9 protein-coding genes are annotated in these 12,308 nt (G+C 64.7%); 2 read left to right on the top strand and 7 right to left on the bottom strand.

What is annotated here, in order from left to right:
• Positions 1-7: 7 nt before the first annotated feature.
• Entirely contained in the window at positions 8-1,099 is a 1,092-nt protein-coding gene (locus tag U741_RS0111005; protein ID WP_029890525.1) for an efflux RND transporter periplasmic adaptor subunit, read from the top strand.
• 1 nt (position 1,100) lies between these two features.
• Positions 1,101-4,394: an efflux RND transporter permease subunit gene (locus U741_RS0111010; protein ID WP_043110268.1), complete on the top strand. Its 3,294-nt coding sequence runs from the start codon at positions 1,101-1,103 to the stop codon at positions 4,392-4,394.
• A gap of 27 nt (positions 4,395-4,421) precedes the next feature.
• Here the strand turns inward: U741_RS0111010 and U741_RS0111015 are convergent, their stop codons facing one another.
• The 7 genes from U741_RS0111015 to U741_RS0111040 form a co-directional block, all read right to left on the bottom strand.
• Positions 4,422-5,918: a class I adenylate-forming enzyme family protein gene (locus U741_RS0111015; protein WP_029890527.1), complete on the bottom strand. Its 1,497-nt coding sequence runs from the start codon at positions 5,916-5,918 to the stop codon at positions 4,422-4,424.
• Positions 5,919-6,030: 112 nt separating this feature from the next.
• On the bottom strand, positions 6,031-6,366 hold the full coding sequence (locus U741_RS18975) for an endonuclease domain-containing protein (protein ID WP_200872709.1): 336 nt from the start codon (positions 6,364-6,366) through the stop codon (positions 6,031-6,033).
• 57 nt (positions 6,367-6,423) lie between these two features.
• The gene (locus tag U741_RS0111020; protein ID WP_029890528.1) at positions 6,424-6,738 is read right to left on the bottom strand and encodes a hypothetical protein; all 315 of its coding nucleotides are present in this window, start codon (positions 6,736-6,738) and stop codon (positions 6,424-6,426) included.
• Positions 6,739-6,824: 86 nt separating this feature from the next.
• Entirely contained in the window at positions 6,825-7,751 is a 927-nt protein-coding gene (locus tag U741_RS0111025; RefSeq protein ID WP_029890529.1) for an alpha/beta hydrolase, read from the bottom strand.
• A 196-nt stretch (positions 7,752-7,947) separates the two neighbouring features.
• A complete protein-coding gene (locus U741_RS0111030) occupies positions 7,948-9,114 on the bottom strand; it encodes a thiolase C-terminal domain-containing protein (protein ID WP_029890530.1) in 1,167 nt (388 codons plus the stop codon).
• Positions 9,114-9,557: a Zn-ribbon domain-containing OB-fold protein gene (locus U741_RS0111035; RefSeq protein ID WP_029890531.1), complete on the bottom strand. Its 444-nt coding sequence runs from the start codon at positions 9,555-9,557 to the stop codon at positions 9,114-9,116. The genes U741_RS0111030 and U741_RS0111035 overlap by 1 nt, the downstream gene beginning before the upstream one ends.
• A gap of 80 nt (positions 9,558-9,637) precedes the next feature.
• Positions 9,638-12,253, bottom strand: coding sequence for a CaiB/BaiF CoA transferase family protein (locus U741_RS0111040; protein WP_084154814.1), 2,616 nt, complete (start codon positions 12,251-12,253; stop codon positions 9,638-9,640).
• Positions 12,254-12,308: the final 55 nt, after the last annotated feature.

Consider the following 12,308-nt stretch of genomic DNA (forward strand, 5'->3'; position numbering starts at 1 on the left):
CATGACGATGACCCTGACGTCACATAGCAGCCTGAAGCGCACATCGTGGTTCATGTTCTTGTCGTTGGCGCTGGCAGCCTGCGGGACCGACCCGACGCCCCACGCAGCGCCGGAGCCCGCGCAACACGACTTGCCCACGGTGACGGTGGTGGTCGAGCTGTTGCCGGTGCACTACGAAACGGTCGGCTCGGTGGTGTCGGACCAGCGTATCGAGATCAGCTCGCGCATCACCGCTTACCTGCGCCGTCTCGACGTGCGAGAAGGCGATGCCGTTCAGCGCGGCCAGGCGCTGGCCACGCTGGACAGTGAAGATCTTGAAAGTGCCATTCAACAGGCCAGCGCGCAGCATCAGCGCGCGCAGGCGGTACTGGCCGACGCCGAGCGGACCCTGGTCGACACCGGCACCCTGTACGCCCGCAAGCTGGTGGCCGAATCGGCTTTGCGACGCGCACAGGTTGACCGCGACATCGCCGCACGCGAGCTCGAGGCCGCCACGGCAATGCGTGCCGCGGCGCGCTCGCAAATGGACTACGCGCAGATCGTCAGCCCGGTCGACGGTGTCGTGGTCGAGCGCGCCGCGCGCAGTGGTGACCTGGTGACACCCGGCGCGCCCATCGTCGTCGTCGAGTCCGACACCGCGCTGCTGTTCGAAACCCACGTGGCCGAATCGCAACTGGCCAAGCTTCAGGTGGGCGATACGGTGCGCGTGGATATCGAAGCCGGTGGGCACTCACTGGGCGGTCGCATTGCACGCCTGGTGCCGTCCGGCGATCCGGTCACGCGGCGTTACCTCGCCAAGATTCAACTGGATCAGGCCGATGGCCTCGCCCCCGGCATGTTTGGTCGCTGTACCTTCATGCTTGCGGCACAGCCCGGCATCGCCATCCCCACCACGGCGTTGGCCGAGCGCGGCAGCCTGACCGGCGCCTTTGTGGTGGACGATGCACAGCGGCTGCGCTTTCGGTGGCTGCGCACCGGGCGGGTGCTGGGCGACCGTACCGAGATCACCAGCGGCCTGACGCCGGGCGAAACGCTGTTGCAGCGCGTCGATGACCGCGTTCGTGACGGCGACCTGTTGATGACGCCCGGAGCACCCTGAGATGCAACAAAGCGACGCGCCGGTGCGGCTGAACCTTGCCGGCGGCATGACCGACTATTTCATCGACTCGAAACTGACGCCGGTGTTCATCGTGTTTTGCCTGCTGGTGGGTCTGATCGGCGCCTCGCTGACGCCGCGCGAAGAAAATCCGCAGATCATCGTGCCGGGCGCCGAGGTCCACTTCGATCTGCCGGGCCGCTCCGCCGAAGCGGTGGATCGGCTGGTGGCCAGCCCCGCAGAGCAGGCGCTGCGCGAGCTGGAAGGGGTGGATGACACCTTTGCCACCTCGCTGTATGGCGCGGCGCGCATTGATGTGCAGTTTGACGTGGGCATCGACAAGGAAAAAGCCATGGTGCGCGTGTATCAGCGCATCGATGCACTGCGGGCCGCGCTGCCGCCGGACATCCCACCGCCGCAGATTCGCCGCATCGATGCCGATGACGTCCCCATCGTCGCCGTCACCCTGGCTTCCGCCGAATACGATGACTACGCGCTGAGGCGGCTCGCCGACACCCTGCGCGAGCGGCTGAACACGCTGCCGACGATCTCGGTCACCGAGTTGCATGGCGGCCGCAGCCGCGAAATTCGTATCGACCTCGACCCGATTCGCCTCGAAGCGTTTGGTCTGAGCCTGGACGACGGCATCGCACGGTTTGCCGACCGGAATGTGGCTTCGCTGGTCGGCGAAGCCGTTCAACAGGGCCGCTATCACCCCGTGATCCTGAGCGCGCGACTGACGTCGGTCGATGCCGTGCGGCGCATGGTGCTGGCCGTTCACGACGGGCAGCCGATCTATGTCGAAGACGTGGCCACGGTGCACGACGGTGCGGCGGAACAGCGCCACACCTTGGCACGATTTGCCTTCGGGCCCAGTGATCCGCGCTTCACTCAGGATTTGGGCGAAATGCCTGCGGTGACCCTGTCGGTGGCCAAGAAGCCCAACACCAATTCGGTGACGACGGCCAACGAAGTGCTGCTGGCGATTGAAGAAATGCGTGCCGAGTTTCTACCCGAGGCGGTGCATGTCATCACCACGCGTGACGACGGCGCAGAGGCCAACGACACCGTCAACCGCCTGTTGCGTGACATGGCCGTGGCGATCAGCGCGGTCATTGTGGCGTTGCTGCCGTTTTTGGGACTGCGCGCGGGCTTGATCATCAGCGGCACGCTACCGCTGATTCTGTTTCTGACTGTGGCCGTTGATCTGGTCACCGGGCACACGCTGAACCGCATCGCCCTGTTCGCGATGATCCTGTCGCTGGGCATGATTGTCGATGACAGCATCGTCACCCTGGAAAACATCTACCGCAGTTATCAGCAGGGTGGTACGCGGGATGCCCGGCGCGCGGCCGTCCTCGCGGTCAACGAGATTGGACCGCCCACCACCATGGCGACCGTGGCGGTGATTCTGGTATTCGCCTCACTCAACATTCTCAGTGGCATGAGCGGCGAGTACTTCGCGCCCATCTCCTTCAACGTGATGGTGACCATGGCGCTGTCATTGCTGCTCGCCTACACGGTGGTGCCGTGGAGCTGTCATCGCTGGTTGCGGGGCCGCGTTGCGCCAGCCTCGTCCGGCGACCCGATGTCCACACCGCTGTACCGACGCTACGCCGGCCTGCTGATGCCGTTGCTCGAACGCCCGATGCGGCGGCGCCTGCTGTATGGCGCCATCATGCTGGCGCTGGCGGGTTCACTGCTGCAACCCGCCTGGCAGTTCCTGCGGCCTGCGGGGGTTGGCGGGCCGCTGTCCAGCGGCGGGGTGATGCTGGCCATCATGCCCAAGGAGAACAAGAACCAGTTCACCATTACGCTGGACATGCCCGAGACGACGCCACTGGAAGTCACCGATGCTGCTGCGCGGCGACTGGGCGAGGTGCTCCGCACAGAACCCGTCATCGCCAATCACGTGACCTACCTCGGCATGCCCGGGGTCATTGACTTTGCCGGGCAGTTTCGTGGCTTGGCCCACCGGCGTGGCCCACACGTGGCGGAGATCACCGTCAATCTGGTGCACAAAAGCCAACGCCGCACGCAGCTCGTGCCGCTGATCGCCCGCCTGCGCGAGGCGACCCTGCCGCTGAAAGAGGCATTTCCCGGCATCGAGATTGGCTTTCTGGATGCACCGCCTGGCCCGCCCAGCCGCGCCACGCTGGTGGCCGAGCTGTATGGCACCGACCCGGAGGTGCTGCGCAGCCTCTCCGACACCGTGAAGGCGCGCTTCGAGCAGACCTGGGGTGTGGTGGATGTCAGCCACAGCCAGCCGGTTGACCTGCCGCGGTTCGACATTACCGTCGACGCTGAAAAGGCCGCTCTCGCGGGCGTCAGTGCGCGCGCGATCCAGCACACGCTGGCGGCACTGGTGGGCGGACAGCCGGTGGCCGAAGCCCACCTTGCGGGCGAACGGAATCCGGTACCGATTGTGGTGAAGGTGCCGCGCGCGCTGGAGATCGATCCCCTGACCTTGGACCGGGTGCACCTGCGCAACGCCCAGGGCGAGTCGGTTCCGTTGTCGGAGGTCACCCAAACCCGCACGGTGCTGCACGACCGGCCAATCCTGCGAAAAAACAATGAACGGGTGACCTATGTGACGGCCGAAATTGGCGACACCGCGCCGGCGTACGTCATTCTCGACATGGATGCGCATCTGAAAGGGCTCGACCTTGGCAACGGGCAAACGTTGAAGACTGGCGGTTTGGGTCTGCGTGCCGACATTCCGCAAACCCTGAACAGTTATCACCTGCTCTGGGATGGCGAAATACGCCTGACCCTCGATTCCTTTGGCGAAATGGCGGTGGTGCTCAGCGCTGCGCTGACGCTCATCTTTTTGCTGCTGGTGGCGATCTATCGATCTTTCAGCATCGCGCTGCTGGCGATGGTGGCGGTGCCGCTGGGCTTGATTGGCGTGTTTCCCGGCCATTGGCTGGTGGGCATCAATTTCAGCATGGGGTCGGCGATTGGCGTGCTCGCTCTGGCCGGCGTGGTGATTCGCAACTCGCTGCTGATCATCGACTTCATTCAAGACTACCAACGACAGGGACGACCGCTGAAAGAGGCCGTCGTGCTGGCCGGTGCCGTGCGCTTTCGGCCGATCTTTCTATCGGCGCTGACGGTGGCGTTGGGCACGCTCATTCTGTACACCGAACCGCTGTTTGCCGGGCTGGCCACCTCGCTGATTTTTGGCACCGTGATCTCCACGGGCCTGACCCTGTTGATTCTGCCGACGCTCTATTACCGGCTTGCGGTCAAACATCCGGATTGGTTTGATCAGCGTTCGCCGGCGGTTGCGGGATGACAGCGCGCGCACCCGCCAGATGAGGCGCTACGACAACAATTCAGCGCGGATCACCCGACGCAGCAACTTGCCGGTTTCGGTGTAGGGCAGGGCAGCCTTGAAGACGATGCGCTGCGGCACGCGCGACGAGCGCAGGCGATCCCGCACCAGCGCTTTCAGGTCCGCGTCGCTCACGATCGAACCGGGTTTGCAGACCACGGCGGCGGCAACCGCTTCGCCCCATTGCTCATCGGGCATGGCGACAACGGCAACATCGGCGACCGCGGGGTGCGTCATCAACACGTCTTCGATTTCGCCGGGCGAAATGTTTTCGCCGCCACGGACAATCACGTCGTCGTCACGACCGTCGAGAAACAGATAGCCGTCGGCGTCGAGATAGCCGCGGTCTTTGGTGGGGAACCAGCCTTCGGCGTCGAGCTGCGAGCCCTGGCTCAGGTACTCGCCCGAGACTTGCGGGCCGCGCACGAAAACCAGACCGGCGTCTTCAGCCGCCAGCACTGCGCCGTCTTCATTCCTGATCTGAATCTCGACAGCGCCGGTCGCGCGACCCACCGAGCCGAGGCGGCGGCGGATCAGCGGGTCGTCACTGGCCACCGCCATGCGGTGATCGTCCGGGCCCAGCACGGCGACGGTGGAACTGGTTTCCGTGAGACCGTAGGCGTTGGTGAAATCAACGCTGGGGAACAGGGCCATGGCCTTGGCGATAACCGTCAGCGGCATCTTGCCGCCGCCATAAGCCAGCGCCCGTAACGAGGGCAGTTGCGCCGCTTCGCCGCGATCGCTGAGGTGTTCCACCACGCGTTGCAACATGGTGGGCACCAGGAAGGCGTTGCTCACTTTTTCGTTGCGCACGGCGGCCAGCCAGGCTGCGGGCTCGAAGGCCTCAAGCTGCACCATGCGACGGCAGGCATAAGTGGACGACAGCACCGCCGAAATACCGGCGATGTGGTACGGCGGCACGGTGACGACGATGGCATCGGTCTCTTCCGCCGCCGCGAATTCCACGGTGCCGATGATGTACGACGTGAGGTTTTCGTGACGCAGAATCGCCGCCTTGGGCGCGCCCGTCGTGCCGCTCGTGAACAGTTGCACGGCGACGGCACTGGGGTCTTCCGGCGCGATGGGCGGCTCGGCGCCGTCATCCGGCAGGCTCAGCAGGGCGTCCCGCGTCATCGCCGTCACGCCCTCACGTGCCTCAATCTGCCCGAGCTGATCAGGCCCAGCGATGACCAGTACCGGCGACACGCGATCAAGCAGGGCGTTGATCTCGGCTTTGGTGAGCCGGTAGTTCAGCGGCACAAACGGAATCCCCGCGTACGCCGCACCGAACAGGGTGACGGGCGCCGCCGGACTGGTGACGTCCAGCAGTGCAACGTACTCAACGTCCGCCGCCTGAAAGTGCCTTGCTGCACGCCAGGCCTTGTCACGGAGGGTGGCGTAGTCGAGCCGCGTCTCGGCGCAGACCACGCCGGTGCGGTCGCCGAAGGCGTCGGCCGCCATGTCGAGCAGGGTGGAGATGTTCATGGTCCGTCTCGTTGGCAGATCACCCCCTCACCCCCGGCCCCTCTCCCGCAAGGGGAGAGGGGGGCAGGCGCGGCAACGATCAATGTGGCCATTTTCAGTGTGGTGATAACCGTCAAGTCCCTCTCCCCTTGCGGGAGAGGGGTTGGGGTGAGGGGGCAGCGTGGTTCAGTTCAGCGAATATCCGCTCTAGTACCGACTCGGTTTCAGTTAAAACCTCGTTGTTCCAGAATCGCAGCACGCGAAAATTATTGGCGCTTAGCCAGCCATCACGCGCAGCATCCTCAGTACTTGCGGCGTGCTGACCTCCATCAACTTCAATCACCAAACGCTGCTCGAGGCAGACAAAATCGACGATAAACGGCCCAAGTGGTTGCTGGCGGCGAAACTTGCAGCCGTTAAGGCGCGATCCGCGCAGTCGCATCCACAGCCTGCGTTCGGCATCGGTCATATTGCCTCGCAGCTTGCGGGCGAAGTCTCGATGGGAGTGCCGCATCGGCCGACGCGATCAATCCGACGACGGCAACTGCTTGGCCTGCTTCACATCCAGCGCGGTGCCGTCCAGCGTGAGGGTGCCAGCGCCGCCTTTGGTGCAAAGCAGTTCCAGGGACTCGTCTTCATTGACGTAGCGTTTGCCCACCAGGGTGCCGCCGGCCAGGGCTGGATCGGGTGCTGCGCCGCTGGTGGCTTCGGCGGGGCCAATCATCGCCTGGCCACCGCAGCCCAGTTCGAACTCACCGGCAGGCGCCTTGATGACCATGACCTGCGCATCGCAGACCGCACTTTTGAATCGTCCGCCTGCTTTCAGGGCTGCTTTGGCCATGGGTGTTCACTCCTCAACCTATCTGGATTTGCGACGAATGTAGGGGCAGCGGCAGCCGGCTGCACCCTCCAATTGCATGAGGCGCGTCAAACCACGCCGGCGGCCCAGTCGGCCAGTGCGTCGAATAACCGTACCCGGCTGGGAAAAAGGAAGTGGCTGTGCCCGGTGTCCGCCAGTACTTCAAGGTGCACCGACGGCGCGGCGGCAAAGGCGGCAGGCAGATCGTTGGCAGGGCCGACCAGGTCACGATCGCCCACGCCGATGAACACCGGCACGGTCAGTCGCTGCGCTTCGGCGGCGACGTTGCCGGGCATCATCGAACGCAGCGCCGGAATCGGCAGCAGGCAGTCGGTGGCGCGTTTGAGCGCCCTGATGCCGTCGGTCTCGGCCTCGGCACTGCCGTAAAACGCCTTGTTGCCCTTGCTGCGGCGATGGATCGTCGGGAAGGGCTCGCCAAACATGCGTTCGGCGTGCACGCGTAAGGCGTCGCCATCGGGGATCACGCCGTCGAGGTCTTTCAGCGTGGGCGGCAGAAAAGCCGGCAGACCACGGGTGGCAAAACCCAGAACTGCGACCCCGACAAACGCCTGACTTCGGTCCTGGGTGAGTACCGTCATCAGCGCGCCCATGGAGTGACCCAGCCCCAACAGGGGCACGTTCGGCAGCAAGGCGGTCGCCTCGGCGATCGCTGACGCCATTGCTTCGGCCAGACGCTCTGGCGTCAGCAGCCAGCCATCCGCCGGTCGGTCGCTGTCGCCGATGCCGAGATGATCGAGCGCCAAAACCGCATCACCGCGCGCGACCATCTGTGCGGCGAAGGAATAGCTGGGGGTGTCGCTGTCCGGTGGCTGCAGGTCAAAGTAATGCCGGTTCATGTTGCCGCCCGGCTGGCAGACCCACACCGCACGGGGAGTCGTGGCCGGGCACCAGAGGCTGGCGGCGACGTGCAGCACCCCCTCGCCGGGGAGGGCGAGGGTGGTCGGCAGACGAAGTAGTTCAGGGTTGATGTTCATTCAGCGCCACGAGCCGCCCACCGCACTTTCGCGGGGTTGCTCTCCCCTCTCCCGCTTGCGGGAGAGGGCGGCACCCGAAGGGGGCCGGGTTGTTCAATGGGGTCCACCGCGCCTAAGGCGCGCCCTCTCCCGGCCTTCGGCCACCCTCTCCCGCAAGCGGGCGAGGGGAACAACTTCTCCGCTCATCAAAGACTGGTCAGTCTTTGCCAAGAATCGCGCCCGCCATGCCGGAGGTAACCAACGCGTTCTGCACGTTGGGCACCGGGTTCACTGAGGCGCCGCGCACCTGGCGCACACCTTCGATGATGTTGTTCATGCCGTGAATATAGGCCTCGCCGATCAGGCCACCGTTGGTGTTGATGGGCAGTGAGCCACCCAGCGCAATGTGGCCGTCCTTGACGAAGTCCTTGGCCTCGCCCGGTTTGCAGAACTGGAAGGCTTCGAGCTGGGTCAGCACCTGCGGCGTGAAGGCGTCGTAAATCATCGCCGTTTGAATCTCTGACGGCTTGATGCCGGTCTGCGCGTACAGGCGCTTCGCCACGCCATGGGCCTCGGGCATGATCGTCAGATCGTCGTGATAGAAGTTGGAAATCACTTCCACGTTGTACGGAATCGACTGCGTGGCGCCGAGGATGCGCACCGGCTTTTGCTTAAGGTCGCGGGCCCGCTCCAATGAGGTCACTAGAATCGCCACGCCGCCGTCGCTTTCCTGGCAGCAATCCAGCAAACGCAGCACCGGCTCCATGATCCACTTGGAGTTCTGGTGGTCGTCCAGGGTGATCGGCTTTTGGTAGAACCAGGCATTCGGGTTGGTGGCGGCGTGCGCACGCTGCACCACCGAGACGCGGCCCAGGTCTTCGTTGGTGACGCCGTACTTCATCATGTACGGCCGTGCGGACAGGCCCGCCCAGCTCGCCGGCGTCATCGCGCCGAAGGGGATGCACCACAGCAGCGTGCCGGTGCCGTGGCCGCCGGTGTAGCCCTTCATGTCGGTGGGGTTTTGGCCGAAGCGATACTGGCTGCGCTCGTTCATCGCGCGCCAGATCAGCACGTTGTTGCACAGTCCGGCGTTGACCAAGGCCATGGCCTGATAAAGCGTTGCGGCCGCTGCGGCGCCGCCACCGGGGATGCGGGTGGTGTACGCGAGGTCCTTCACGCCCAGCGCGCGGGCCAGCCCAATCTCATCGCTGTTGTCGATGGTGAAGGTGATCATCCCGTCGATGTCCTGCGGGTTGATTCCAGCGTCCTGACAGGCCGCGAGTGAACACTCCGCAGCCAGTTGCAGTTCGCTGCGGCCGGACGCTTTCGAGAACTCGGTCTGGCCAATGCCGGCGATGGCGGCGTCCTTGAAGCTGCGGCCCATCAGCGGCTCCCTGCCTTGAAAAATACCGGCACTTTGTGATTGTTGATTGTGGGCTCAAAGCCCACTTCGACCGCCATGCCTTCGGTGACGTCTTCCAGCGCAATGCCGACGATGTTCGAGACGAAGCGAATGCCTTCTTCCAGCGCGATGATCGCGACGATGGGCGGCTCGCGAAAGCCGAACGGCGGCGGATGCCGCGGCGTGACCCAGGAGATCACCGTGCCGCGGCCCGACAGCGGCACGATGTCGTGTTCCAGGGTGTGGGTTTCCGGGCACATGGGGCGCGGCGGAAAGTAGAACTTGCCGCTGGCGCGGAAGCGCTGACCAACGAATTCTTCACGGTCGCAGGCGTCCCAAAAGAACTTGGCGTCCGGCGTGACGATGGGCGGCATACGGATGGGCTTGGGTGCCGCAGGGGCATCCGGCGTGGTGGGCGTTGTCATGAACGGTGACCGCTGAAGAGAATGGTGCGGCGATGAGAGGGCTGGCCCCGCATCGCCGTGATGTGATGTCAAAAGCCGCGCTACTTGCTGGCTTCTTTTTCAACCATGCCGGCCATGCCCTTCTTGGGCTGTTCGCCAGCAGCAGGAGCCGTTGGGCGCGGCGGCATGCGCGGCATGCCCACGAAACCGATGGCGAACTGCGCTTCCATGGTGGTGATGTCGTCGTCGCTGTAACCCAGGCCTTTGAGAATTTCCTGGGTGTGCTCGCCGACCATCAGCGGCCGACCTTGAATCACGCCCGGCGTGTCGGACAGGTTCACCAGCAGGCCCACCTGGTCGAGTTTGCCGACCATGGGATGCGGATAACTCACGGTCCACTGCTGCTTGGCGAAGTCGGGCGTGTCGTGCAGGCGACGCGAGAACTCGGTGTCAACGATTTCTACCGGCACGCCGGCGCCGTCGAGTTTTGCGAAGGCATCCGCTCCGGACAAGCCTTGCAAGGCGGTGGCAATGTCGGCCGCGTCCTTGATCTCCAGCGCGCTCAACAGTGCAGCGCGTTGAGTGTCGGCCTGAGCCACCACGCATAGCCAGCCATCGGTCGTGCGATAGAGGCGGTGCCAGGCATCGAAGCCCAGTTGGTCGCCGCCGATGCGCGGACGGGGGAAGCCGCTGCCGTCGGGCTTGGCCACCGCATAGCTGGTATTGAGCAGTGCCGCGTTGATGATGGAGGTGTCCACAAACTGGCCTTCACCCGTGCGATCGCGGTGGTAGATCGCCTGGATGATGCTGGTCGCGGAAAGAAAGCCGTTGCCGGTGTCGCCGAAGCTGGTAAAGCTCCACAGCGGTCGGCCGGTCTCGCCTTTCTCGCCGGGACGGCCCATGCCGCCATCTTCAAACTGGATGCCCGACAGACAGGCCCCGGTCTGGTCGTTGCCCGGCAGTGCGGCGCGCGCGCCACGCTCGAAGCCGCGTGAGTGGGCGTAGATCAGCGTGGGATTGATCTTTTTGAGACTTTCGTAATCGATCTTCAGCCGCTCGGCGGCGTCGTAGCGCATGTTGTGCTGCACCACGTCGGCCTGCTTGACCAGCTCGAGCAAAATCGTCATCGCCCGCGGATCTTTCAGATTCAGCGTGATGCTCTTCTTGCCGCGATTGGCCATGTAGGCGATGTGCACGCGGTGCCAGAACAGGTCATAAAGCCCGTTGATCTTGATCACCGTTGCGCCCAGGTCGGACAGCAACTGGGTGCCAAACGGTCCGGCGATGGCCAATCCAAGGTCGAGTACGACGATGCCTGCGAGCGGTGCCCGGCCCTGCGCGCCGCCCTCTCCCTGACCCTCTCCCGCAGGCGGGAGAGGGAAACCAAATTGCTCCCCTCTCCCGCTTGCGGGAGAGGGTGCCCCGGAGGGGCGGGAGAGGGCCGCTGCGTCAGCAGCGGTGGCGGCCTTCGCTTCCTCAATAATCCGCGCCGCCTCCGCCTTGATCTCATCGGTATTCGCGCCCGGCGCCACTGGCGCGCTGCCAGGGCGGCCCTGCGTGAGGCTCATGTTGTAGGCATTGCCGACGGTGCGGATGGTGCCCAGCTCGGGGTCCTTTACCTCGGTCACGCAGCCGTCTTCGAGGAAGGCAGGATCGGCCAGTGAGGCTTCAATGCTGCGCACCGGCTGCATGGTCATCTCGGCCGTGGCAGCGGCCTCAACCCAGTCGGCCACGGGGAACTTGGCGACCGCTTCGGCGAGCAGCGGCTGGTAGTGCGACATCACCAGAATTTCTTCCGGGCCGGTGCCGAAGCGGTCCGGGTCGTTCTGCACCGTGAGGTCGGGCGAGGCATTGAGGCTGTCGCCCTCAGACGCCTGCAAGATAAAGCGCGGATTCGGCACCCAGTTGTGCAGCCAGTGACCGTCCTTGGCCTGGAAATGACCCTTGGACGACTTGGAGTTGAGAATCCAGGTGTCGAAGCCGGGCGCGTCGGGCTTCTCCGCCCGCTGCCACACACCGGCCGCACCGGCCAGCGCGCCTTGCAGCAACGAGGTTTCCACCCACTGACCCTTGCCGGTAATCCCGCGCGCCCGCAGCGCGGCGGCAATGCCGAGGCCCGCACTGAAAAAGGCACCGAGGCTGGGCCACTGCGAGGCCACGAACAGCGGGCCGTCGCGGTCGGCGCCCTGTACGGCATCGGCGGGAATTTCAAGATCGGGGAACGGATCGGGCAGGCCGCTGATGTGGTTCAGCGCGCCTTCGGGCCAGCCGCGCTGTTCAAACATCAGGCCGGTCCGCGCCTGTACCAGCGCGTCGATGGCCGGTCGCTGACTCAGCGGATTGTCACGTCCGTAGCCGGTGATGGAGCAGTAAATCAGCCTGGGATTCAGTTTCGACAGCGTCGCGTAGTCAATGCCCAGCGCCGCGGTCTCGCCCGGTGCATGGGATTCGACCAGGATGTCGGCGGTACGCACCAGCGCCAATAGGGTGTCCTTGTCGCTGGCTTGGCTGAGATCAAGGCAGGCACTGCGCTTGCCGCGCTGCCACACACGGTAACCGAGCTGCTGCGGTCCGGGCAGGCGACGCGCCGGGTCACCGCCGGGGGGTTCAATCTTCACCACGTCGGCGCCGTTGTCACCGAGCAGCATGGTGGTCATGGGGCCGGCGATGCCGGAGGTGAGATCCAGTACGCGGAGACCGTCGAGTACGCCTGCCATCGCGATTCCTCTCAATGTTCGATTTATGAATGACCGAGCCTAGGCCAGTCAGCGG

The sequence above is a fragment of the Polycyclovorans algicola TG408 genome (genome assembly GCF_000711245.1).
GTDB lineage: Bacteria > Pseudomonadota > Gammaproteobacteria > Nevskiales > Nevskiaceae > Polycyclovorans > Polycyclovorans algicola.

Excerpts from the sequence above, each read along its gene's own strand:
- U741_RS0111015 (WP_029890527.1), bottom strand. The coding sequence starts at position 5,918 with ATGAACATCTCCACCCTGCTCGACATGGCGGCCGACGCCTTCGGCGAC.
- U741_RS0111025 (WP_029890529.1), bottom strand. The coding sequence starts at position 7,751 with ATGAACATCAACCCTGAACTACTTCGTCTGCCGACCACCCTCGCCCTC.
- U741_RS0111020 (WP_029890528.1), bottom strand. The coding sequence starts at position 6,738 with ATGGCCAAAGCAGCCCTGAAAGCAGGCGGACGATTCAAAAGTGCGGTC.
- U741_RS0111010 (WP_043110268.1), top strand. The coding sequence starts at position 1,101 with ATGCAACAAAGCGACGCGCCGGTGCGGCTGAACCTTGCCGGCGGCATG.
- U741_RS0111040 (WP_084154814.1), bottom strand. The coding sequence starts at position 12,253 with ATGGCAGGCGTACTCGACGGTCTCCGCGTACTGGATCTCACCTCCGGC.
- U741_RS0111005 (WP_029890525.1), top strand. The coding sequence starts at position 8 with ATGACCCTGACGTCACATAGCAGCCTGAAGCGCACATCGTGGTTCATG.
- U741_RS18975 (WP_200872709.1), bottom strand. The coding sequence starts at position 6,366 with ATGACCGATGCCGAACGCAGGCTGTGGATGCGACTGCGCGGATCGCGC.
- U741_RS0111030 (WP_029890530.1), bottom strand. The coding sequence starts at position 9,114 with ATGGGCCGCAGCTTCAAGGACGCCGCCATCGCCGGCATTGGCCAGACC.
- U741_RS0111035 (WP_029890531.1), bottom strand. The coding sequence starts at position 9,557 with ATGACAACGCCCACCACGCCGGATGCCCCTGCGGCACCCAAGCCCATC.